Annotated in this window: 11 protein-coding genes; 8 read left to right on the top strand and 3 right to left on the bottom strand. The window is 69.5% G+C overall.

Annotated elements, in window-relative coordinates; translation table 11 throughout:
• Positions 1-222: 222 nt before the first annotated feature.
• The 3 genes from BLU81_RS29115 to BLU81_RS29105 are packed head-to-tail and all read left to right on the top strand — an operon-like array spanning position 223 to position 10204.
• Positions 223-7398, top strand: a complete 7176-nt coding sequence (locus BLU81_RS29115; protein WP_172890645.1) for a non-ribosomal peptide synthetase — start codon at positions 223-225, stop codon at positions 7396-7398.
• A complete protein-coding gene (locus BLU81_RS29110) occupies positions 7395-8405 on the top strand; it encodes an LLM class flavin-dependent oxidoreductase (protein ID WP_157751832.1) in 1011 nt (336 codons plus the stop codon). Before BLU81_RS29115 ends, BLU81_RS29110 begins: the two co-directional genes overlap by 4 nt.
• A complete protein-coding gene (locus BLU81_RS29105; protein ID WP_092548234.1) occupies positions 8402-10204 on the top strand; it encodes a condensation domain-containing protein in 1803 nt (600 codons plus the stop codon). Before BLU81_RS29110 ends, BLU81_RS29105 begins: the two co-directional genes overlap by 4 nt.
• A gap of 31 nt (positions 10205-10235) precedes the next feature.
• Here the strand turns inward: BLU81_RS29105 and BLU81_RS29100 are convergent, their stop codons facing one another.
• Both BLU81_RS29100 and BLU81_RS29095 read right to left on the bottom strand, forming a co-directional pair.
• Complete coding sequence (locus BLU81_RS29100) at positions 10236-15875, bottom strand: non-ribosomal peptide synthetase (RefSeq protein WP_092548232.1); 5640 nt, start codon at positions 15873-15875, stop codon at positions 10236-10238.
• The gene (locus tag BLU81_RS29095) at positions 15875-18127 is read right to left on the bottom strand and encodes a beta-ketoacyl synthase N-terminal-like domain-containing protein (protein WP_092548229.1); all 2253 of its coding nucleotides are present in this window, start codon (positions 18125-18127) and stop codon (positions 15875-15877) included. Before BLU81_RS29095 ends, BLU81_RS29100 begins: the two co-directional genes overlap by 1 nt.
• A 220-nt stretch (positions 18128-18347) precedes the next feature.
• Here BLU81_RS29095 and BLU81_RS29090 point away from each other — a divergent pair, with 220 nt between their 5' ends.
• Together BLU81_RS29090 and BLU81_RS29085 are read left to right on the top strand one after the other, a co-directional pair.
• Positions 18348-18596: a phosphopantetheine-binding protein gene (locus BLU81_RS29090; protein ID WP_092548226.1), complete on the top strand. Its 249-nt coding sequence runs from the start codon at positions 18348-18350 to the stop codon at positions 18594-18596.
• 73 nt (positions 18597-18669) lie between these two features.
• The gene (locus BLU81_RS29085; RefSeq protein WP_157751831.1) at positions 18670-18912 is read left to right on the top strand and encodes an acyl carrier protein; all 243 of its coding nucleotides are present in this window, start codon (positions 18670-18672) and stop codon (positions 18910-18912) included.
• On the opposite strand, the gene BLU81_RS29080 is transcribed toward BLU81_RS29085, so the two are convergent.
• Positions 18903-19637, bottom strand: a complete 735-nt coding sequence (locus tag BLU81_RS29080) for a hypothetical protein (RefSeq protein ID WP_092548220.1) — start codon at positions 19635-19637, stop codon at positions 18903-18905. The two genes, BLU81_RS29085 and BLU81_RS29080, sit on opposite strands and share 10 nt — an antisense overlap.
• Positions 19638-19926: 289 nt before the next feature.
• Here BLU81_RS29080 and BLU81_RS29075 point away from each other — a divergent pair, with 289 nt between their 5' ends.
• From BLU81_RS29075 to BLU81_RS29065, 3 genes are read left to right on the top strand one after another with little or no spacing between them, the layout of a single operon-like run.
• On the top strand, positions 19927-23040 hold the full coding sequence (locus BLU81_RS29075; RefSeq protein WP_092548217.1) for a non-ribosomal peptide synthetase: 3114 nt from the start codon (positions 19927-19929) through the stop codon (positions 23038-23040).
• Positions 23037-24419 carry a class I adenylate-forming enzyme family protein gene (locus BLU81_RS29070; protein WP_197685998.1) on the top strand — a complete coding sequence of 461 codons (1383 nt, stop codon included), beginning with the start codon at positions 23037-23039 and terminating at the stop codon, positions 24417-24419. The genes BLU81_RS29075 and BLU81_RS29070 overlap by 4 nt, the downstream gene beginning before the upstream one ends.
• A complete protein-coding gene (locus BLU81_RS29065) occupies positions 24416-25162 on the top strand; it encodes an SDR family NAD(P)-dependent oxidoreductase (RefSeq protein WP_231953568.1) in 747 nt (248 codons plus the stop codon). The genes BLU81_RS29070 and BLU81_RS29065 overlap by 4 nt, the downstream gene beginning before the upstream one ends.
• Positions 25163-25182 lie beyond the last annotated feature (20 nt).

The following is a 25182-nucleotide window of genomic DNA, read 5'->3' as shown; positions in this document are numbered from 1 at the left end:
CCCGGGACTGGACCGGAGAGGCCAATGGTGGGGTGTCCGTGATCGTGGAATCAAGGGGCCGATCCCCACCGAGAAGGTTCGGTCTGTCTCGCCGGCGAGACGCGGTGACACCCGGGCACTGTAGAGAACCGAGCCGACGAGGCGAAGCCGCTGACCGGGCGCGGCATGCGCCGGGAGCGGCGTGACCGGCCCCCACCCACTCCGTCGCATGGGAGCAATCTGATGAACACCTCTGACGACCGGACCACCTCGGCGCGGCTCCTCGCGCGGATGCGTCAGCGGGGTGCCTCGTCCGTGCCGGAGTCGCCCATGCCCCGCAGGCAAGAGGGGAAACCGGCGCCGCTGTCGTTCGCGCAGCAGAGGTTGTGGTTCCTGAACCAGTTCGCACCGGACAGCGCCGAGTACGCCCTGCCGTTCGCTCTGCGCGTCACCGGTCCGCTGGACCTGACGGCCCTGGAACGGTCGCTGACGGCGCTCGTCGAACGGCACGAGGTGCTGCGCACCCGACTGGTCGTCAACGCCGAGGGTGATCCCGAACAACTGGTGGACGCCCCCTGGACCGTGCCGGTCCCGGTGGTCGATCTGACCGGCACCGGCGACCCGGAACTGCGTGAGATCCTGGCCCGCGACGTGATCGAGAAAGAGATCGAAAAACCTTTCGATCTGGCCGGCGGCCCGCTTTTCCGAGCTGTTCTGGTACGGCTCGGGGTGGACGATTCCGTGTTGTTTCTGTGTGTGCACCATGTGGTCGCCGACGGCTGGTCGATGGGCGTTCTGGCAAATGAGTTGGGTGTTCTGTACGAGGGTGCGGTTCTGCCGGTTCTGCCGGTGACCTATGGGGACTATGCGGTGTGGGAGCGGGGGCGGCTGCGGGGCGAGGTCTTCGACCGTGGCCTGGATTTCTGGCGTGGTGAGCTGGCCGGTGTGGAGGCGTTGGATCTGCCGTTGGATCGGGTTCGTCCGGCGGTTCGTTCGGGTGCTGGTGGGGTGGTCGGTTTCGTTGTCTCCGGGGATGTGGTTCCGGGGTTCCGGGGGTTGGTGCGGCGTGTGGGTGTGACGCCGTTCATGGGTTTGTTGTCGGTTTTTCAGGTGTTGTTGGGCCGGTACAGCGGTCAGGTGGATGTGGCGGTGGGGACTCCGGTGGCGAACCGGGGCCGGGTCGAGGTCGAGGGTTTGGTGGGGTTCTTCGTCAACACGTTGGTGTTGCGGGGGGATCTGTCGGGTGATCCTTCGGTGGGTGAGTTGTTCGCTCGGGTGCGGGACCGGGTGGTGGGTGCGTTCGCTCATCAGGACTTTCCGTTCGAGCGGTTGGTGGAGGAGTTGGCGCCGCAGCGGGACCTTTCTCGTACCCCGCTGTTTCAGGCGATGTTCGTCTTGCAGAACACGGAACCGATCGTGTGGTCGCTGCCGGGACTCGACGTCTCCGTGGTGGAGTTGGAGAATCGGGCTTCGCCTTTTGATGTGACGTTGCAGGTGACCGAGGACGGCGATTCTTTCCGGTGCGAGCTGGAATACAACTCGGACGTCTTCGACCGGGGCACGATCGAGCGGATGGCGGCTCATTTCGAGCGGTTGTTGCGGTCGGTGGTGGCGGATCCGTCGGCGCGGGTGAGCACGCTGGAGATGCTGTCCGATGAGGAGCGGCATCAACTCGCCGCCGAGTGGAACGACACGGCTGTTCCGTACGAGGACGGCGTCACGGTGCACCAGTTGGTCGAGCGGCAGGTCGCTGCCACTCCCGACGCGGTTGCGGTGACCTTCGGTGCGGAGAGTCTGACCTATGCCGAGCTGAACACCCGGTCCAATCAGCTGGCCCACTTCCTGCGCGAACGCGGCGTCGGCCCCGAGACGATCGTGGGCCTGTTCGCCGACCGGGGCCTCGACGCGATCGTGTCGATCCTGGCCGTCCTCAAAGCGGGTGGCGCCTACTTCGCGATGGACACCGGCCTTCCGGCGGAGCGCCTCGCGTTCATGATCGGGGACACCGCGGCGCCGATCGTGCTCACCCAGACGCTACTGGCGGACCATCTGCCCGGCACCGATGCCGAGCTGATCCGTGTCGACGGACAGTGGGGCGAGATCTCGACCCGTCCCGGTACGAATCCGGCTCCACTGGCCACCGCGGACAACCTCGCCTACGTGGTCTACACCTCGGGATCGACAGGTCTTCCCAAGGGCATCATGATCGAACACCGGTCGATCGCCGCGCTCCGGGACGCCAACTGGTACGGGACGATGGCGCCGGACGACGTGGTGGCGCAGAGTTCGAGCCTGGCGTGGGACATGAGTTCGTTCGAGTGCTGGGGTGCGCTCACCGTGGGCGCCCGGCTCGTGATCATGAGCCACGCCACGAAACTCAACCCGTTGCGGCTCCGCACCGAGATCGAGGCACACGGCGTCACGGTGATGGGGATGACCTCACCGTTGTTCAACCAGCACCTGGCCGAGTTCCCGGAACTGGCCGCGGGCTTGAAGACGGTGGAGTACGGCGGCGAGGCCGTCGAACGCTCCATCGCCGACCGTCTCGCCGCGAGCCCCTGGGCCCCGGCGAACATCTCCCACGCGTACGGGCCGTGCGAGCACTGGGGTGTCGCCACCAACCACCGGGTCACGACCGAGAGCCCGGCCCACACTCTTTACCAGTCGATCGGCCGGCCCTGCGCGAATACCGAGGTGTTCGTGCTGGACCGTGCCGGTGGACTGGTACCGGTGGGCGTCGTGGGCGAGCTGTGGATCGGCGGCGTGGGCTTGGCCCGGGGCTACCTGAATCGCGCGGAGTTGACGGCGGAACGGTTTGTCGTACAAGAAGTCGGTGGGGTGGCCCGGCGGTTGTATCGGACCGGTGACCTGGTCCGATGGACGGCCGATGGGTACCTGGACTATCTGGGGCGCACCGACGACCAGGTGAAGGTGCGTGGCTTCCGGATCGAACTGGGCGAGATCGAGTCGACGCTGGTGGACTGCCCGGGTGTGGGCGCCGCAGTGGTGACCGTGCGTGAGGACGTGCCGGGCGACAAACGCCTGATCGCTTATGTCGTCCCGGGCGACGAACCTTTGCCCGGCATCTCCGCTCTGCGCGCGTTCCTGCACCAGCGGCTGCCGGAGTACATGGTGCCGAGCGCCTTCGTCGAGCTGGCGTCGCTACCGCTGACCACCACCGGGAAGGTCGACCGGCGCGCATTGCCGGCGCCGGCCGGGGAACGGCCGGAACTCGACGCCGAGTACGCCGCCCCCCGCACCGAGATCGAGGCGGTGCTCGTGCGGATCTGGGCGGAGGTCCTCGGCGTCGACCGGATCGGGATCCACGACGACTTCTTCGACCTCGGCGGCCACTCGCTGCTTGCCACCCGGGTCACCAGCCGGGCCGCCCGCGAGCTGGGGACCGCGATCCTGGTCCGGCACCTGTTCGACGCGCCGACGGTGGCCGCGTTCGCCGAGAAGGTCCGCGCGGGCGCGGAGGAGAACAGTCCGGTGCCGCGCCGTGCCGGGGACGGACCGGCGCCGCTGTCCTTCGCCCAGCAGCGACTGTGGTTCCTCGACCAGTTCGAGCCGGGCAGCGCCGAGTACCTGTTGGCGACAGCCGTGCGGTTGCGCGGCCCGTTGGACCGGCCGGCGTTGCGGCGGGCGCTGAAGGCCCTCGCCGAACGGCACGAGGTACTGCGCACCCGGCTGGTGGCCGATACCGACGGCGTCGCGACTCAGGTCGTGGATCCGGTCGCCGACGTGCCCCTCGAATCGCTGGACCTGACCGGCACCGACATCGGCGAGGTCGCCGCGCTCCTCGAACGGATCGCCGCCGAGCCGATGGACCTCGGTCGCGGGCCGCTCTTCCGGGCTGTTCTGGTGCGGCTCGGGGTGGACGACGCCGTGCTGTTGTTGTGTGTGCATCACGTGGTCGCGGACGGCTGGTCGCTGGGTGTGCTGTCGCGTGAGCTGGGGGTTCTGTACGAGGGTGCGGTTCTGCCGGTTCTGCCGGTGACCTATGGGGACTATGCGGTGTGGGAGCGGGGGCGGCTGCGGGGCGAGGTCTTCGACCGTGGCCTGGATTTCTGGCGTGGTGAGCTGGCCGGTGTGGAGACGTTGGATCTGCCGTTGGACCGGGTTCGTCCGGCGGTTCGTTCGGGTGCTGGTGGGGTGGTCGGTTTCGTTGTCTCCGGGGATGTGGTTCCGGGGTTCCGGGGGTTGGTGCGGCGTGTGGGTGTGACGCCGTTCATGGGTTTGTTGTCGGTTTTTCAGGTGTTGTTGGGCCGGTACAGCGGTCAGGTGGATGTGGCGGTGGGGACTCCGGTGGCGAACCGGGGCCGGGTCGAGGTCGAGGGTTTGGTGGGGTTCTTCGTCAACACGTTGGTGTTGCGGGGGGATCTGTCGAGTGATCCTTCGGTGGGTGAGTTGTTCGCTCGGGTGCGGGACCGGGTGGTGGGTGCGTTCGCTCATCAGGACTTTCCGTTCGAGCGGTTGGTGGAGGAGTTGGCGCCGCAGCGGGACCTTTCTCGTACCCCGCTGTTTCAGGCGATGTTCGTCTTTCAGAACACGGAACCGGTCGTGTGGTCGCTGCCGGGACTCGACGTCTCCGTGGTGGAGCTTTCGGAGCACATCTCGCCCTTCGACGTCTCCCTGCAGGTGACCGAGGACGGCGACTGTTTCCGGTGCGAGCTGGAATACAACTCGGACGTCTTCGACCGGGGCACGATCGAGCGGATGGCGGCTCATTTCGAGCGGTTGTTGCGGTCGGTGGTGGCGGATCCGTCGGCGCGGGTGAGCACGCTGGAGATGCTGTCCGACACAGAACGGCACCAGCTCGCCGTCGAGTGGAACGACACCGCGGCCGAACTCGACGACCGGGCGATGGTCCACCATCTGGTGGAGGAGCGGGTGCTGCGCTCTCCCGGCGCGGTGGCGGTGACCTTCGGTGCGGAGAGTCTGACCTATGCCGAGCTGAACACCCGGTCCAATCAGCTGGCCCACTTCCTGCGCGAACGCGGCGTCGGCCCCGAGGTCCTCGTGGCGGTGTGCGTGGATCGGGGCCTCGACATGATCGTGTCGTTGCTGGCCGTGCTCAAGGCCGGTGGCGCCTACGTCCCGATGGACGCCGCCTACCCGACCGAACGGCTCGCCTTCCTCCTCGCGGACACGGCGACGCCCCTGGTGATCACCCAGAGCCATCTGCGTGACCTGCTTCCCGCTACCGATGCCGCACTCGTCTGCGTCGACGAACTGCGCGCGGAGATCGCCGGCCGGCCCGACACCGACCCGGCCCCGTCGGCCACTGTGGATGATCTCGCCTACGTCATCTACACCTCTGGATCGACAGGCGTTCCCAAGGGCGTCATGATCGAGCACCGCGCGTTCGCCGGCCGGATGGTGGACCTGTGCCGCCAGTTCGGGCTCACCGCCGACGACCGGGTGCTGCAGTTCGCGTCGGTGTGTTTCGACGTGTCGGTGGAGGAGATCTTCCCGGCGCTGATGACCGGATCGACACTCGTCCTGCGCGGCGACGGATGGGAACCGGCCGAACTCGTCGACCTGATCCGGAACGAACGGATCACCGCGGTGGAGATGTCACCCTCGGCCTGGGCGGAGACACTGCCGTACCTCGACGAGGGGCCGGGGTTCGGCCCTCAGTTGCGCCTGCTCAACCTCGGCGGTGAACAGGTCAACCCGTCGATGCTGGACCGGTGGTTCGAACGCAGCGACCTTCCCCTGCTCAACAGCTACGGCCCGACCGAGGCCACGGTCACCTGCACCGTCGCGACGATCACCGCCCCGGTGCGCCAGGTGCCCATCGGCCGTCCGTGTGCGAACACCGAGGTGTTCGTGCTGGACCGTGCGGGTGGCCTGGTGCCGGTGGGCGTCGTGGGCGAGCTGTGGATCGGCGGCGTGGGCTTGGCCCGGGGCTATCTGAATCGCGCGGAGTTGACAGCGGAGAAGTTTGTCGTACAAGAAGTGGGTGAGGTGGCCCGGCGGTTGTATCGGACCGGTGACCTGGTCCGGTGGAGCGCCGAGGGGAACCTGGAGTTCCTGGGCCGGACCGACGGCCAGGTGAAGGTGCGTGGCTTCCGGATCGAGCTGGGGGAGATCGAGTCGGCTCTGGTGGGCTGCCCGGGTGTGGGCGCCGCGGTGGTGACCGTGCGTGAGGATGTGCCGGGGGACAAACGCCTGATCGCCTACGTCGTACCGGACGGCTCCGAGTCCGTCGGGGTGGGCACGCTGCGCGCCTGTCTCAAACGCCTGCTTCCCGAGCACATGGTGCCCGGTGGCTACGTCGTCCTCGACACGCTGCCGTTGAACACCAGCGGCAAGGTCGACCGTCGCGCGTTGCCGGCGCCGGCCGCCGGACGACCGGAACTCGACGCCGAGTACGCCGTCCCTCGCACCGCTGCGGAGTCCGCGCTCGCCGAGGTGTGGGCGGACGTCCTCGGCATCGAGAAGGTCGGGATCCACGACAACTTCTTCGATCTCGGCGGGCACTCGATCCTCAGCATCCAGGTCGTGCACCGCGCCCGCCGGCACGGCCTCCACCTCTCCCCGCGAATGATCTTCCAGGCGCCGACCATCGCCGGAATCCTCGGCGGCGACGGTCCGGCCGGGCCGCGCGACGACCGGGCCGGAGTGCTCGTCGAACTGGGCGGCCCGCCCACCGCACGGACGCTGTACTGCCTGCACGAGAACACCGGCGCGGTGCAGGGCTACCGGGACGTCGCCGCGGCCCTGGCCGAGACCGGACTGCGGGTGGTCGGGGTGGAGGCCTCCTTCGCCGGGGCCGACAACAGCTGGCGGGAGGACCTCACCGCGATGGCGGCGGCGTACTGGGAGCTGATCCGGGCCGAGACACCGACCGGGCCGTACCTGATCGCCGGTTGGTCCTTCGGGAGCGCACTGGCGTTCGCGGTGGCCCGGCAGATCGAGGAGTCCGGACAGTCCGTGGAACTGCTGATCGCCCTCGACGGGAGCCTGCCCACCGCGCTCTCCCGCCCGGTGTACGCCCGCGACGAGAGTGACGTGTCCGCACTGCTGGCTCGGGTACGGACCACCACAACGGACCGGTGGCCGGCGCTCGCGGGCTCCCCGGAGTTCGCCGGCGCGGTTCGCCGCGCTGAACTTCCGGCGTCGCTGCTGACCCTCGGCCGGGACGAGATGGCCGAACAACTGGAGATCAGACGGGTACACGACCGCGCGTACGCCCGGTACGCGCCCAGTCCACTCGACGCCCCTGTGCTCGTACTCCAGGCCCGTGATTCGGACTGGCCGTTCTCGCTCGGCGAAGTGTGGACCGGCTACGCCGGCACTGTCGACCTGCAGATGGTGGACGGCGACCACTACACGCTGCTGACCGGTGCCAACGCCGTCGCGGCCGCGGACCGGATCAACGCCGCGATCACGTCGGAGGTGGCCCGGTGAACGAACTGGCGCACGACATCTACTCCTCCTGCCCGCCGCTGCGGGACCACTCGCCCAGCTCGTACCGCAAGCGGCTGATCGACGTCGCGCGATGGACCGAGGAAGCCGGGTTCAAAGGCATCCTCACCCACACCGACAACGCGAGCCTCGATCCCTGGGCCACGGCACAGCTGATCATCGAGCACACCGAGACCCTCGTGCCCATCGTGGCCGTGAACCCGATCTACATGCATCCACTGAGCACCGCGCGAATGATCAACACGTTCGCCTACCTGCATGGCCGCCGGGTCGATCTGAACCTGGTGAGCGGCGGATTCGCCCGGCACCTTCGCGCGGCCGGCTGCTCTCTCGACCACGACCAGCGTTATGACCGGCTGGCCGAGTACGGCGAGGTCCTGCGGCTGCTGCTCGCCGCGGAGAAGCCGGTCAGCCATGCCGGCCGGTATTACGAACTCAAGTCAGCGGCACTGAGCCCGCAGATTCCGCCGGACATGATGCCGGGGTTCTTCATGTCCGGCGCCTCGGACGCGGCCCGGAACGCCCAGGAGAAGCTCGGGGTGACCAGACTCGCCTACCCCCGGGAGATCGGCACCTACCAGGGACCTTCGCCGCTGCGCCGGGGCGGCGTGGGGTGGGGTGTCATCGCCCGGGAGACCGCGGACGAGGCCTGGGCCGTCGCCCGCCGGCGGTTCCCGATCGACAAACGCGGCGAGAAGATCCACGACTTCGCCTCGGCCGGCGTTCAGTCCCGCTGGCATCAGCATCTGTCCGAGGACGCCGTGGCAGCGGGAGCGCAGGAGAGCGTCTACTGGCTCTACCCGTTCCGGTCGTACCAGGCCTTCTCGCCCTATCTCGTCGGCAGCCATGCCGAGGTCGCCGGACTGTTGTCCCGATACTTCGCGCTGGGTGTGTCCGCCGTCGTCCTCGATGTGGACGGCACGCTCGAAGAGGCCGACCTGCACCACGCACGCATCGCATTCGACCTCGTCGGCGGGAAGAAATCATGACAAGAATTGAACGCAGCGGCGACCTGACCCACTCCCAGCAGCGGATGTGGCTCCGGATGACCTGGCGGGAGATCGGCGCGCCCTACGCGGCCCTGCGGAAACAGGTGGACTTCGCGGAGCCGATTCCGGTGGACACCGTCGTCGGTGCCTGGGAGACCCTTGTCGCCCGCCATGAGGCTCTGCGTACGGTGTTCACTCCGGGCGCGGACAGCCGGCCGATCCAGCTGGTCTTCGCCGCCGACGGATTTCAGCTGCCACTGACGTTCGATGACGAGTCCGGCCTCGCGGACTACCTGTCGGGACGGCCCACGCTGCTGTTCAGCGGGGTCGGTGTCCTCACACCGCTGTGGCAGGTCCGGCTCTTCCTCCGGGACGGCCAGGTGGTGAGTGTCTGTCTGACGATCGAGCACATCATCATCGACGGCGAGAGCGTGGAGAACTGGCGGGAACAGTTCCTCGGACTGTGTCACGGCCGGGAGGTGCCCCTGCCGACGACACAGCCCCTGGACCGTCAGGCGGACGAGGTGCTCTCCCGGAGTCGCCGCCGGAGCACCGTCGGCGAACTCTTCGCCAGGTCACCCGGTCTACTGGTGCCGGCTCTGGTGTCCGAGCCGCCGGAGGAGCGGTACTTCTTCCTGGTCAAGCAGTTCCCAGGAATGGTTCCGCAGGTGGACGCCATCTGCGCGGCGAACCGGGTGACCCGCTCCACTGTCTTCATGTACGCCCTGGGATGGCTGCTGGCGCGGCATTCGGGCCGGCACAGCGTGGTGTTCTCCAGCCTGTTCGCCAACCGGCTGGAGAGGGATCACAGCATCGAGTGTCAGATGTTCCCGGTGGAGATCCTCGTCGACCTGAGCGCGGACGCGTCGATCCGCCAGGCGCTGCGGGCCGCGCACGCCGCCGCGCTCACCGGGTTCGCCCAGCACCGCTCCTCGGCGCTGTCCACGCCGTTCGAAGCCGATGCCCGGGAGACCATGAACCGCGGGGTCGGCGTCTTCCTGCCGATCATGTACGACTACATCCCGGATGTCCCGGTCGGCCTCGACGAGATGGACGAGCGGGAGGAGTGGGAGTCCGAAGGGGAGCCCTTCGGGCACATGTACTACGTCTACCAGTCCGGCCCGGACTTCGTCATCGGGCTCGACTCGGACACGGTGATGTTCCCGGTGCCGGTGATCCGGCAGTTCGCCGAGGTCCTGCCACGGTTCATCGCGTTCCTGGCCGGGGACGGCGACACCCGCATCGGTGGCGCCGACGCGCTCCTGCCCGACGACTTCCGGTTCACCCCGGACGGTCACCTGGTGGGTCAGGACTGGGTTCGCCCGGAAACGGTGCGCCGGCTCCTGCTGGAGGCGCCCCACGTGCGGGACGCCAAGGTGACGGTGGACGACGGCGAACTGAGCGCGTGGCTCACGCTGGAGCCCGGCGGTGACGTGTACGACGTACACGAATCGCTCTTGTCGCGGTTGTTCGAGCACTCGGACGCCAAAGCGCCGAGTCGTTACGTGCTCGCCGGAGAGACGGCCCGGGAATGGCGTCCACGTGTCGCGCTACCGGAACGCGCCCCGGTCACCAGGGCCGAGAAGGAACTGTGTGAGGCGATCCGCGAGACCCACGGCCGGGTCGTCACCAACCTGGCCCAGACCTATCTGGAAGCCGGTGGCGACCTGCTGCGCACGGCGGCTCTGGTGCAGGCGCTGCGGCGCAGGGGACTGACCGGTCTGCGCCCGGAACACTTCCGTTCGCCGTTCCCGCTGCGGGCCGTCGCTCGTGCGCTGCGGCCCGGCGAGGGCCGGTAGGAACACGGGGACGGAGCCGGCCGGCGGTCGCCTACCCGGCCGGTTCCGCCTCCTCGGCGGCGAACTCCGCCACGATCCGAGCCGTGAGAGTCGCCACCGTCGGTGTGGTGAACAGGGCGTTCAGGCTCAGCGCCAGCCCGGTGAGCGCGCCGAGCCGATTGATCACCTGGATCGCCTTGACCGACTGGCCACCGAGTTCGAAGAAGTCGTCGTGGGCGCCGATCCGCTCGATGCCCAGCACCTGTGCCCAGACCTCCGCGACGGCCTCCTCCAACTCGTCGCGCGGGGCCACGAAGGCGCTGCCGGTGTCCGGCCGTCCCTGCTCGGGTGCCGGTAACGCCCGGCGGTCCACCTTTCCGCTGGTGGTGAGGGGCATGTCCGTCAGCAGCACGAACACCTCGGGCACCATGTACTCCGGCAGCCGCTGCCGTACGAACGCCCGTAGTTCGGAGCCGGAAAGGGCGGCCGTCGTGTACGCCACCAGCCTCCGCTCGCCGGGCACGTCCTCGCGCACCAGCACCGCGCACGAGCCGACCGAGTCGTGCGCGGCCAGGACCGCCTCGATCTCGCCCAGTTCGATCCGGAATCCCCGCAGCTTCACCTGGTGATCGGTCCGGCCGAGGAAGTCCAGGTCCCCGTTCGGCAGCCACCGGACCAGGTCCCCGGTCCGGTAGACCCGAACCGCGGGGCCGCCGGCGACCATGCTGTCCACAAAACGTTCGGCGGTGAGCTCGGGCCGGTTCAGGTAGCCCGGGCTCACCCCCTCGCCGCCGATCAGCAACTCACCGGCTACCCCCACCGGCACCGGCCGGCCGTGGCGGTCCACGACGTACGTCACGGTGTTCGCGATCGGCCGGCCGATCGGCACCGATGATCCGGCGGGCCGCCCGCCGAGCAGGGCGGTCATCGTGGAGTAGATGGTCGTCTCGGTGGGACCGTACAGATTGGTCACCCCGGCGGACCGTGCGGCCAGGCGCTCGGCGAGATCGACCGGCAACGCCTCACCGGCGGCGTACACCCGCACGCCGCGCAGCGCGTCCGGGGCCGCGTCCAGGATCAGCCGCCACAGCGAGGGCGTGCCCTGGACGTGCCGCACGCCGTGCCTCTCGACCAACTCGCCCAGCCCGCCCGGCGACGTCACCTGCGCCACCTCGGCGATGACCACTGTCGCGTGGCTCAGCAGCGGGAGCAGCAACTCGACGGCGGAGATGTCGAAAGTCGTCGCGGTCACCGACAGCAGCGCCTCGCCCCGGGCGATCGAGTAGTTCCCGTCCACGGCCACCAAAAGATTCACCAGGTTGCGGTGGGTGATCCGCACACCCTTCGGCATCCCGGTGGAACCGGACGTGTAGAGCACGTACGCCAGGTCGGTCGCCCCGGCCCCCGGCCCCGGATTCACCGGCGAGTGCGCGGCGACGGCGTCGCGATCCGTGTCCAGCCGGACCAGGCTCCGCTCGCCACCGGACAGCCGGTCGGCCAGCGCGGAATCGGTCACCACGATCGGGGCCGCGGTGTCGTCGAGCATGAACGACAGCCGCTCGGCCGGGTAGTCCGGATCCAGCGGCACGTAGGCGCCACCGGCCTTGAGGATCGCCAGCGGCGCGACGACCGTGTGCACCCCGCGGCGCAGGCAGATGCCGACCATCGTGCCCGGGCCGACGCCCAACCCGCGCAGGTGGTGGGCGAGGCGGTTGGCCCGGTCGTTCAGTTCGCCGTACGACAGGGTCAGCTCGCCGCTCGCGACAGCCGGCAACCCCGGCGCCGCGGCCACCCGCTCCTCGATCAGCTCGTGCACGGGAGTGTCCCGCGGGAACTCCGCGCCGGTGTTGTTGAACTCCACCAGGATCCGGTGGCGCTCGGCCGGCGACAGCATCTCCCACTCGCTCAGGCGCGTGCCGGGATCGGCCACGGCCCCGGACAGCAGCGTCTGGAAATGCCCGGCCATCCGCTGCACCGTCGCACGGTCGAACAGGGCGGTGGCGTACGTGAGCCGAACGTCCAGGGTGTCCCCGGCGATTCGCGCCGTCATCGCCAGATCGACCTCGGCGACGGGCCGCGGAACGCCGTCGCGCAGCGCGAACGAGGCCCGGAACAGTGGCGTGTCGGCCGGGTCGGGTGCCGGCACGAGCGCGTCGGTGACCTGGTCGAAGGGCACGTCCTGGTGCTCGAACGCCTCGACGACACGGTCGCGGATCCGCGCGAACAACTCGTGCACCGTCGGATCGCCGGACAGGTCACCGCGTACCACCACGGTGTTCGCTCGTGAACCGGTTCGGCCCGGCGCCGGCGTACCGACGGCGATGTCGTCCTGCCCGGTGTGCCCGGCCAGCAGCGCCTGGAACACCGTCAGCAGGGCGATGTGCGGCGTGATCCGCTCACGCTGGACCAGGTCGTGCAGCGCCCGGAGAGTCTTGGCCGGGACGGTGAACTCCACCGTGTCGCCGGCCGTCGAGCGGACCGGCGGCCGGGTCCGGTCGACCGGCAGTTCCAGCCGGTCCGATCCCGCCAGACGGCGCCGCCAGAACTCCAGCTGCTGCTCCAGTTGCTGCTCCGGCGGCTGCTCCTCCCGGCGGTTGCGGCGGCGGCCGGCGGTGGCGTTCCTCGTCCGCGTGCTAGGCGCCCGTTCGGCGGCGGGCTGACGTTCGGACGGTTCCGCTGCGGTCCGTAGGGACTGGGCGAGCGCGGAGATCGTCGGGTAGGTGAAGAAGGCGGTCAGCGGGACGTCGATGCCGTGCCGGTCGCGCAGCTCCTGGCGGATCCGCACGATCAGCAGCGACGTGACGCCGACGTCGAAGATGTTCTCCGTGACGCTGACCCGCGGGACGTCCAGCACCCCGCACCAGATCTCGTGGAGCAGAACCTGAGTGGGGTCGCCCGGTGGAACGTGATCCGTATCGGACGCCAGTTGCCGGGCGATGCTCTTCAGGGCGGTCCGGTCGGTCTTCCCGTTGGGGGTGAGCGGGAGCTCCGGCAGGGTCAGCACACGACTCGGCACCATGTAATCGGGTAGAGCCCGCCGCAGGACGGCCCGGGTGCTGTGTTTCAGGTCCCCGGCGGCTGGCGTCACGAAGGTGACCAGCTGACTCTCGCCACTGCCGGCCGTCACCACCAGCGTGCACACGTCGCGGACGCCGGGAACGGTCTGGGCCACGGCGTCGACCTCACCGGGCTCGACCCGGTGTCCACGGATCTTCACCTGGTCGTCGAGACGCCCCAGGTACTCCAGGTGCCCGTCCGGATGCCAGCGGACCAGGTCTCCGGTGCGGTACACGGGCACCCCGCCGACATCAGTGAACCGTTCCGCGGTCAGCTCGGGCCGGTCGAGGTAACCCAGGGCCAGGCCCGCACCGCCGATGCACAACTCGCCCGGCACTCCCAGGGGGACGCGGTGGCCGGTGTCGCCGGTGACGAACAGGCTGGTGTTCGCGAGGGGCCGCCCGATCCCGGTGGCGGTGTCGTGTCGCCCCAGCACGGCGCGCGTCGACCAGATGGTGGTCTCGGTCGGCCCGTAGACGTTGTGGACCTCCGGTCCCAGCGCGGTCAGGGCCCGGGCCAGCGGGTGCGGCAGGTGCTCGCCGCCACTCCAGATCTGGCGCAGGCCGGCGGGCGCCGCGCGGGTGTTCGAGGTGTAGAGCTTCCAGGTCGCCGGGGTGGCCTGGACCACGGTGATGTTCTCCGCGGCGAGCAGCTCGTGCAGCTGTTCGGGGTCGCCACCGATCCCCGGCGGACCGATGACGAGCGTTCCGCCGGTCAGCAGCGGAAGCCAGAGTTCCAGTCCCGCGATGTCGAAGGACAGCGAGGTCAGCGCGAGCAACCGGTCGCCGTCGCCGAAGCTCGTCTCGTACGCGAAGTCGTCCAGCAGGTTCCCGAGACTGGTGTGCTGGACCAGCACCCCTTTGGGACGGCCGGTCGAGCCGGACGTGTAGATCACGTAGGCGACGTCGGCGCCGTCCACCGTGGGGAGCGGCGGTCCGGCGACGGATCGGGACTCGAGTTCGTCCACCAGCAGGATCCTGGTGTCCGCCGGCACCGGCACCCGGTCCACGAGGTCACGCGTGCTCAGCAGGACCTTGATACCGGCGTCCTGGGTCATGTGCTCCAGCCGGGCGCGAGGGTACGCCGGATCGAGCGGCACGTAGGCGCCGCCCGCGAGCCAGACTCCGAGCAGCCCGGCCGGCAGGTCACGGCCACGGGGGAGCGCGACGCCGGCCAGATCACCGGGTCGCAGCCCGTGCGCGACCAGCTCGGCACCGATCGACGTGGCTCGCTCGATCAGCGCGGCGAAAGTGTGGACACCATCCGGCGCCCGCACCGCCACCGCATCCGGTCGAAGACGCGCCGCCTCGATCAGCCGGGTGGGCAGCGCGCGGGGGTCGACGAGGCGCGCGGGGCCGGTGCCGAACTCGGCCAGCAGCGCACGCTCCTCGGCGTCCGTAAGGTCGATGCCGTCGATGCCGACCGCCGGGTTCTCACCGACGATGTCCAGGAGGCGCTGCAGGTGCCGCCGGAACCGGTCCGCCGTGTCACGTTCGAAGAGATCGGCCGAGTACCACAACCGGCAGGCGAGACCTCCGGCGTCCGGGCCGGCGTCGAGCATCAGGTCGAACGCGGCGGCCACGGTCGTCTCGACCGGCCGCAGCTCGGCGTCCGGCAGTTCCAGCCGAAGGGCGGAGCCGTCGTGAACCGTCACCATCGTCTGGATCAGCGGATGGTGGGAGAGACTCCGTTCCGGCGCCAGGCCGTCGATGAGTTCCTCGAAGGCGACAGAACCGGCATCCCGGTACGCGTGGTGCATCCGCTCGAGATACGCGGCGAACGACGGCGCGCCGGTCATGTCGGCCGGGATCACCAGGGTGTCCGTCACGGGCCCGATCAGTGGTGTGGTGCCGGCCGCCGGGGTGCCCACCAGCAGGCGCTCCTGTCTCGACCAGACGCCCAGCACCACGGAGAACGCGGCCAGCAGCAGCGTCCGGAGAGTGGTCCCGTGCTCGTCGGACACCTGGTCCAGGCGGCGCGCCAGCGAAGACGGAACATGCCAGGTCAGCGACTCCCCGGCGAACGTCTGGACGGCCGGCCGGGAACGATCGGCGGGCAGATCGAGAACGGTCGGGAAACCGGCCAGCCGCGTCACTCGCGCCTCGCGCAGCTCGACGGCCTCGGGCGTCCGGATCCACTCCCGCTGCCGTGCCGCGTGGTCGGCGAAGCGGATCGGCGGTTCTTGCACCGAACGCCGGTACTGGCCGGCGACCTCGCGCAGGAACACGGCCATTGACCCGGCGTCCGCCACGATCGCATGGAGCACGAACACCAGGGTCGTGGTCCCGTCAGCACCGTGCACCAGACCGGCGCGTACCAGCGGGGTGCCGGTCAGGTCGAAGGGTTCGTGGAGGAACTCCGCCACCCGGCCGTCGACTCTCCGCACGGTGACGGGTGCCTCGGCCAGCACCTCCTGAACCGGTGTGCCGTCGTCGTTGCGAAAGCGGGTCCGCAGCACCTCGTGCCGGTCGATCGCACCGTTGACGGCCCGTTCAAGAGCAGGAAGATCCAACTCGCCGGGTACGTCGAACGCCGCGTGCCGGTGGTGCAGAGCCGTTCCCGGCACCAACTGCTCGACGAACCAGATCCGCTGCTGTGCCGCAGAGGTGGGACTCGCGCCCACGACGGAAGTCATCAGCCGGCTCGCTTTCCGGTCAGTTCGGCCGGGTCGACGCCCGGACAGTGATCCAGCAGGACGGGATGCAGGTGGGGAGTCCGATCGAACTCCCGCGGGGCCACGTCGGCCCGCAGCGCGTGATCACGTTCGGCGTAGGCGTCCCAGTCGATGCGCACACCCCGTTCCCACAGGTCAGCGACCATCCGGGGGAAGGTGCTCTCCCCGTTCTCGCCACCGGGCGCCACGACCAGACCGGCGTCGAGCAGGTGTGATCCGCCGCTCAGCTGGAGGTAGACGGCTTCGGGGTGCCCGGCCGCCGCGGTGCGCAACGCCTCGTCGAACCGGGCGCGCTCGCCGGGTCGGGTGTCACCCAGAGCCGCGTCCTCGAACGAGAGGGCACCGCTCAGGTGGGCGGCGGTCAGCTCGCCGGTGCCGTACCCGATGAGGAGATCGGGCCGGATGCCGAGACTGCCGAGCAGCGAGTGCTGCCCGACGGCCAGCAGATGCAGCACCGGCTGCGAGATCCGTGCCGGGATCGACGGCGTGCCCGGCCGGAACGCCCCGCGCACGGCCGCGAACGTGTCCGGCGGCAGCCGGCGCTCCAGTACTGCCAGGCCGTCGTCCACGGCTGTCCGGAAGACCGGTTCCGCCTGGTAGAGAGCGAACGCCGGAGCATCCCGGGGTAGTTCGCCGGGCAGCAGGACGACCAGCGGTGGTGGTGTCTCCGGGGCGACCCGGAACCGGGCCGGGTCCGGCCATCGCACGTCAGCCGGACCGCCGTGCACGGGCACCAGCGCGGTGGCGCGTGTGCTGAGCTCCGGGCGGCCGGTGCGCAGCGTGTGGCCGATGTCCTGGCGGATCTCGGCACTCGATTCGTCCACGGTGGAGCGCACCGACCGAACGGCGGTGGCCAGGCGATGCGGATCGTCCGCGGACAGTGGCAGCAGCTGCCACGACCGGCCCTTGCGGGCGGCGGCACGCACCTCCGGCCCGGCGTCGCCGATGATGATGTGGGCGTTCGTCCCGCCCATCCCGAAGGAGCTGACCGCCGCGTACCGGCCCTCGTCCGATCGCCGCCACCCGACCGGCTCGGCCGACAGCGAGAACGGTGTCCCGCGCAGGTCCACCGGTGACGCCCCCTGTGTCAGCGGCGCGTTGGGCGGGATCGAGCCGTGCCGCATGGCCAGCAGGCAGCTGATGACACCCGCCGCGCCGGCCGCCGCGGTGAGGTTGCCGATGTTCGCCTTCACCGAGTGGAGACGACAGTCGTGCACATCGGCTCCGGCGGACCGGAACGCCTGGGACGCCGCATCGATCTCCAGCAGGTCGCCGATGCCGGTGCCCGCGCCGTGGCCCTCCAACAGGCCGATCCGGGAAGCGCTCAGTTCGGCGACATCGAGGGCCTCGCCGATCAGTTCGATCTGACCGGTGACCCCGGGAACGGTGAAACCGGCCCGCGCACGGCCGTCGTTGTTCACCGCGGTGCCGGCGATCACGCCCAGGATCGGGTTGCCCTCGGCCAGCGCGGCGTCCAGCCGGCGCAGGAAGAGGACCGCGACACCGTTGCCGTCCACGGTGCCGTCGGCCGAGGTCGTGTACGGCTCACATCGCCCGCGGGGTGAGTGGATGCCGCCGTCGGTGACCAGGTAGCCCGCGTCCCGCACGTCGACCGCGACGCCTCCGGCCAGGGCCGAGTCGCACTCACCGGCCAGGATCGCCTGGCAGGCCAGATGCACGGCGACGCTGGAGGACGAGCAGGCGGTCAGTACGGTCATCGACGGTCCGGTGAGCCCGAAGGCGTAGGAGACCCGGCTCGACATGTAGTCGGGTTCGGTGCCGATGGCGAGCTTGGCGGAGTCCACCCGGCCGTCGCCGTGGAACGCGATCTGCGCGCCGTAGTCGCTCGCGCGCGATCCGAGGAACACTCCGACCCGATCCGGCAGCGAACCGATGAAGCATCCCGCGCTCTCCACCGCCCGGTAGCAGGCCTGCAAGATCACGCGATGCTGCGGGTCGGTGAGCTCCGCCTCGGATCCGGTGCTGCCGAACGCCCGGACGTCGAAGGCCAGGGAATCCGCGATCGGATAGGCGACCGGCACGTATGCCGGGTTCTTGTACCGGTGTTCCGGAACCCCGCGCCGCGCTGATTCCTGAGCACTGAATTCGTGCCGTCCGGAGCGGCCGGTGCTGATGAGCCGCCAGAGATCCGCGGTGTCACTTACCTCGGCGGCGCGGATCGACATCCCCACCACGGCCACGCGATCAGACATTATCTACCCACCCGTGAGGAGCTAAGGCATCTACGTTTATAAATGCGTAAACGTCTCTCATCGAACTCATCCTTATGCCGTATCCCGGATTGATGCAATCGTCTGCGCGGGCGGGGGAAGCGCGACCCGGTCCTGTCTCGCCTGTCTCGCCGGCGGGACAGACGCTGTCGTAGGGTGCGTTCGTAAGCCCTTCGGGCGTTTCATCAGAGAGGGACGGTGCATGAGCGATAGCGATTTCCGGAATCCCATGGACGCGCTGGTCGTGGGTACCGTGCAGAAGCTTGTCGGAAAGACGGACGTCGGTATCGACGACGACTTCTTCGACCTGGGCGGCAATTCCATCCTCGCCATCCGCCTCTCACAGGCGCTCAGCGCGGAACTCGGAATCTCCCGCGCCACCCGCGTCATCTTCAAGAACCCACGGCTGAGCGATCTGAGCGATGCGCTCAGCGGCCTGGTCGCGTCATGAGCGAGCTTGCGAGCGAATCGTCGGGCACAGTCGAAAACTCATGGCGGCGCCGGAGCGAAGCGGAGGTGACGGCATGAGCGAGTTGGCGGAGGAGACGGTCCGGGCTGCCTGGTGCGAGGTCCTGGGAGTCGGTGAAGCCGCCGAGGACCAGAACTTCTTCGATCTGGGTGGCGACTCGCTGATGGCCATCATCTTCATGGAGCGGATCGAGTCGGGCCTGGGCATCGACTTCCCGATGCAGGCGCTCCTGATGGACGGCGAATACCGGGCGGTGCTGGCCGAGTGCGTCGCCCTGCGCGCGCAGACTCAGGGCTGAAGCGCACGCATCGATGCCACCAGGTCACCGATGTGGCGGGACACCGTCGAGTCGAAGGCGGGTCCGGCCCCGTCGGGGACCTCGGCGACCGGGATGCGCAGAACATCGGCGAACCGGCTCCTCTCCTGCTGATCGGCGGCTGACATCGCCAGCAGGAAACCCAGCCAGCCCATGCACCGGGCGACGAACTCGGCCCCGCGCCGGTTCGCGTCCTCGGCGCTGAATCCGTGCTTCATGAGGTGCGCCACCAGGTCACGGCGAATGGATTCCTCGAAATACTCGTGGAGCCGGGGCTCGTCCAGCGCGGGCAGCGGATCGTCCGAGACGTCCACCCGCAACTTGGCCCGCATCACGGCGTACTCCGAGGCCAGCATCGCCAGGTCCGGCCAGGACGGGTCGACCAGCAGACCGGCGGCGCCCGCGTTCTTCTGCAGCAGCTCGGCCATCCTCAGCCCCAGGGGGGCGGCGGTGCAGTAGGAGACCAGCAGCACCGGCCCGGTTCCCGCGATGTCGGCCCAGGCCTCGGCATAACCTGCCGTCAGATCATCCACGCCGCGATATCCGAGTAGCGAGATGTCACTGACCGGGTCGATGCGGTAGACCGGGTGACCGGTTCCGAGCGCCGCGATTTTCGAGCTGATCCGTGCCTCCGACGTGGGCGTCAGGAAATCGATGACGAGAATCGGTTCCCGGCTGCCGTCGGCAAGCTTCTCAATGGTGTACATGGGTGCCCACCCGTCGATTGATCCGGCCGGTATCTCGGAAGCCTACGGATTGGTCCACCGTTCGGCGATGCCGCAAGCACGCCGGCGGGCCCGCTCGGTGGAACGTGGACGCTCGGCCGATTCAAGCGGTATGGCCGTCCCCATCAGAGTTCCGGATGCCCGGTGCGCGAGGGGACGTCAATAGCTGTCTCGCCGGCGAGACAGCTCCCCGGTCCGCCTGGTCCGGACCGGCTGTTCGGTCTGGTCTGATCCGGGTCGGACAGTTTTCGTGTCCGTCGCCGTAGAAGACATGGCCAACCGGTTGGAGGGATTCGTGGTTCCCGCCTCGTCCGCACAGCGAAGAATGTATTTCGCCACGGCACTGCTACCGGACAGTCCGGTTCATATCTGGGGGATCACGTTCACCGTCGACGGGGACCTCGAGATCGACCGTCTCGAACGTGCGCTCCGAGTGATCCGTGGCCGGCACGACGCGTTGCGGATCACCATCCATGAACGCGACGGCGAGGTCTTCCAAGCGGTGCACGACGTCGACGAGACTCTGGTCGAGGTCGTGGAGGCGGACGGCGAATCGTTCGAGGAACGTCATGACTGGGCGCGTGCGGAAGCCCGGCGGGTCGTCGACGTCCCGTTCGACCTGGCCGCGGGCCCGCTCTGGCGAACCGTCGTCATCCGGGTCGCGCCTCGCCTGCATCTGCTGGTGATCTCCTTCCACCACGTCATCACCGACGAGATCTCGGCTCAGGTCTTCGCCGAGGAGCTCCGGATCGGCTACACCGACCCGGAAGCCCTGACCGAGCCCGTCGGGCAGTACTCCGACTTCAGCCTGGCCGAGAACGCGGCCGGCGTCGATCCGGCCGGCCTGGACTACTGGCGTGGCCACCTGGCGGGTGTTCAGCCGGCGCGTCTCCCCGAGGACGGCCGGCAGGGCCCGGACGGGATCGACGGTCATCGGCTGCCGATCACCCTGCCCGAGAACGCGACGGAGGACTTCCAGGAGTTCTGCCGGGACCGTGGGGTCAGTCCCTTCGCGGGCCTGCTCGCGGTGTACTTCATCCTGCTCCAGCGCTGGGCCGGAACGAGCGACCTGACGGTCGGCACTCAGATGTTCAACCGGCCGGATCCGGAGTCGTTCCGGACCATCGGCTTCTTCGCCAACACCGTGGCGCTGCGCTGTCAGGTGGCACCGGGTTCGTCCTTCGGCCAGTTCCTCGAGGTCGTGAGCGAGACGATCCACGACGCGCTCGACCACCAGGACGTGCCGTTCGAGGCGGTGGTCGACGCGATGGCTCCGCAGCGGGACGCCGGGCGTAACCCGCTGTTCGAAGCGGCCATCAGCTACGCCTCGATCGACCGGCAGGACACCTGGGCGCTCGACGGTCTTCAGGTCACCCCGATACCGGAGCCCACGGAGGCGCAGCGGCTGGAGTTCAGCCTGGTGCTGGACGTGCGGCGCCTGGCGGGCCGGGTCGACCTCGTCATCGAGTACGACCGGCAGCGGTTCTCCGAGGCGGCGATGCACCGGTTCGGGCAGGCCTACGGGAGCCTGCTGCAGGCGCTGTGCCGGGCACCCGATGTCCCGATCGCCGGCATCCCGACCCTCGACGGCGCCGCGCTGGCGGAGACGCTGGCACTCGGCACCGACGACGTACCACCCGACGATCGGGTTTCCGTACCGGCCGCGTCGGCGTGGGACCTGTTCGCGCTGACCGCCGCGACCTTCCCGGATCGGGAGGCCGTCGTCGCGGGCGGGGACCGGCTCACCTTCGCCGAACTGGCCGATCAGGCCCGGACGATGGCCGCCGACCTGCGGGCCCGTGGTGTGCGTACCGGCGTGCTGGTGGGTGTCTGCCTGCCGAGGCGCGGTGACCTGATCGTCGCGATGCTCGCCACGTGGTGTGCCGGTGGTGCCTTCCTCCTGCTGGATCCGCAGCAGCCCGAGGCCCGGCGCCGGATGTTCCTGGCCGAGGCGGGGGTCACCCTGGTCGTCGCGGACGAATCCGTCACCGAGGTGGCGACGGGCTCGGTGCCCGGACTGCTGGCCGGCCAGGCCGCCGCTCCGGCCTACGTGGTGTTCACGTCGGGTTCCACCGGACAGCCCAAGGGCGTGCTCGTCGATCAGGCGAGCCTGGTCGCTCTCGCCACCACCCAGTTGGCGCCGATGTACGCCCGGCTGCCGGCCGGCCGTCAGGTCAACGTCGGCGCGCTGAGCTCCGTCACCTTCGACGTTTTCGTCAACCACTGCCTCGGCATGATCGCTTTCGGGCATCGCCTGCTGCTGCTCGACGAACAGGAGAGATTCGACCCGCGCCGGCTTCTGGCCCGGGGTGCGGATCCCGCGACGGCGATCGAGGTGCTCGACTGCAACAGCAGCCAGATGGAGATCTTGGTCGACGCCGGTGTCCTGGACGTGCCGTACCCGCCGAAGATGGTGCTGATCGGTGGCGAGAGCCCGTCCGATCGGCTGTGGCAGCGCCTGCATGACCAGCCCGGTCTGATCGCTTTCAACATGTTCGGCATCACCGAGTGCACCATCGACTCGGCGCGGGCTGAGATCGGCGAACACCCGCATCCGGTGGCCGGGCGGGCCGCCGGCACGACCCGGCTCTACATCGTCGACGATCAGATGCAGTTGCAGCCGACTCTGTTCGTGGGTGAGATCTGCATCGGCGGGCTCGGGGTCGCCCAGGGTTACGTGGGACAGCCCGCCTACACCAGCGAGAGGTTCGTCGCCGACCCGTTCAGCAGCGCACCCGGGCAGCGCATGTACCGGACCGGCGACCGGGGACGGCTGCGACCCGACGGGCAGTTGGAGTTCTGGGGCCGCCTCGACGACCAGATCAAGGTCCGCGGTCTGCGCGTGGAGCCCGGTGAGCTGGAGGCCGCGTTGCTCCGCCACCCCGGAATCGACCGCGCCGCCGTCCTTGCGACCGACGCCGGCACACCGAAGGCCCAGCTCCTGGCATTCATCGTGGTCGACGAAGGAGCCGGTGAGCTGACGCCGTCCGCCGTCCGGGAGTTCCTGCGCGGCAGACTCCCTTCCGCGCTGCTTCCGGACCGGGTGGAGGTGCTCGACCGGTTCCCGGCGACCCCCAACGGCAAGCTCGACCGCGCGGCGCTGCTACGGCTCAAACCGTCGGCCGCCGAGGCGGACGCGTACCGGGGCAGCCCGCCGCCCACCGACCCCCGTGCCCGGCGGCTGTGCGAGATCGTGGCCGAGGTGGTCGGCGTCGCCCGGGCGGATCTCGACGACAACTTCTTCGAGCTCGGCGGCAATTCGCTGCTCGCCATGATGCTCAGCAGCCGGGTGGACACCGTCCTGGGCGGTGAACTGAAGCTCCGGACGATCTTCGAAGCACGGTCGCTCCGGGACCTCCTCCCGGATGTGGACGCCAGCGCATGACGACCGGAACGGGGACGAGCACGATGGACTGGCTGCTGCGGGACTTGCGCGAGTTCGGCGACACCGAGGCGATGGCCGGGTACGGCGGATCGGTCACGTACACCGAACTCGCCGACCGGACCACCGGCTGGCTGTCCGAACTGGACCGGCTCGGGACGACCGCGGGCGAGGTCGTGGCGATCATCGGTTACGCCGCACCGGACGTGGTCGCGCTCTTCATGGCGCTCGCGATCCGGGGCGCGGTCGTGGTGCCGATCGCCCCCACCGATCCACCGGAGGAGCAGCGGGCGGCCCGGCTTGCGACCGCGTACGCCGGCCGGGTCTTCGAATTTCACGGCGACGGCGAGTGGACCGTCCGGGCGATCCCGGCACCGGACGGCCCCCGGCCCGGCCTCCTGACGAAACTCACCGGCGCAGGGGAAGCCGGCCTCCTGCTGTTCTCCTCGGGTTCGACGGGTGAGAGCAAGGCGGCGCTGCTGTCGCTGCCACGCCTGCTCAGCGGATTCCGGGTGGCCGGACGCCCGCGCCGGACGCTGCAGTTCATGGCGCTCGACCACATCGGCGGCGTCAACACGCTGTTCCGCACCCTCATCGGTGGCGGCACGGTGATCACCGAGCCGCGCCGGACGCCGAGGACCGCCTGCGAGGCCATCGAACGTCACCGGGTCCAGGTCCTGCCCACCACGCCGACGTTCCTCAACATGCTGCTGCTCTCCGGCGCCTACCGGGACCACGACCTGTCCTCGCTCGAACTGGTCACCTACGGCACCGAGCCGATGCGCGAGGTCACCCTGGCGCATGCGGCCGAGGTGTTCCCGAAGGTGCGGTTCAAGCAGACGTACGGCCTCACCGAGACCGGCATCCTGCCCACCCGATCCGTCTCGTCGAACTCACTGCTGATGGACGTCGGCGGACACGGATTCGACACCCGCGTCCGCGATGGTGTGCTCTGGATCAAGTCGCCGAGCAGCATGCTCGGATACCTCAACGCGCCCGACCCGTTCGACTCCGACGGGTGGCTCGACACGGGCGACGCGGTCGAGGTGGCCGAGGACGGTTCGCTGCGCGTACTGGGCCGGCTCTCGGCTCTGATCAACGTCGGCGGTGAGAAGGTGTCGCCGGCCGAGGTCGAGAACGTGCTGCTGCGGGCGGACAACGTCAAGGACGCCGTGGTGAGCGGACGCCCGAACGCGGTCACCGGAGCGATCGTCGTGGCCACGGTCGAGCTGGTCACGGCCGAGGACCGCAAGGCAGTGGCCCGGCGGCTGCGCCTGCTCTGCGCCGAGTCGTTGCCACCCCACAAGGTTCCGGCCGTCATCACCGTCGCGGACCGGCCGTTGCACGGCGAACGGTTCAAGCGCATGGGCGGTGCGCTGTGACCAGCCTCGTGGATCAGCGTCCGGTGGCGGTCGTCAGCGGTGGCAGTCGCGGGCTCGGGCTGGCACTCGTCCGGGATTTCCTGAACCGCGGGTACCGGGTGGAGACCTTCAGCCGGACGGAATCCGCCGAGCTGGCCGGACTGCGCGCGGCGGACGACTCCGGAGCACTGTTCTGGTCCGCCGTCGACGGCACCGACGCCGACGCGATCCAGGCCTTCACCGGTGCGGTCGTGCGCCGGCACCGCCGGATCGACGTGCTGGTGAACAACGCCGCGGTCGGGCTCGAAGGCCTGCTGACGCTGACCTCCCCGGCTGCGATCGACGCCGCGTTGCGGACCAACCTGACGCTGCCGATCCTGCTCGCGCGGGCCTGCCTCAAGCCGATGCTGGCCCGCCGGGACGGTGTGGTGGTCAACCTGTCGTCGATCAACGCGCTGCGCGGGCAGACCGGCGTGGCGGTGTACGGCGCGGCGAAGGCCGCACTCGACGGACTGACGCGCGGCCTGGCCCGGGAGGTCGGACCGGCCGGGATCCGGGTGGTCAGCGTCGCCCCCGGCTACTTCGACAGCGACATGACCGCGGGGATCGGCCCGGACCAGCGGCGCCGCATCGAACGACGGACTCCGCTCGGCCGGCTCGGTTCGGTGGAGGACGTGCTCGGCGTCGTCCGGTTCCTCACCTCACCGGCGGCGAGTTTCATCACCGGCCAGACCATCACCGTCGACGGTGGCTACACCTGCTGAACCCCGGCCACGGGGACCGG

The organism is Actinoplanes derwentensis (assembly GCF_900104725.1).
Taxonomy (GTDB): domain Bacteria; phylum Actinomycetota; class Actinomycetes; order Mycobacteriales; family Micromonosporaceae; genus Actinoplanes; species Actinoplanes derwentensis.
The sequence above is the reverse complement of the archived record's forward strand: the minus strand, read 5'-3'. Positions and strand labels throughout refer to the sequence as shown.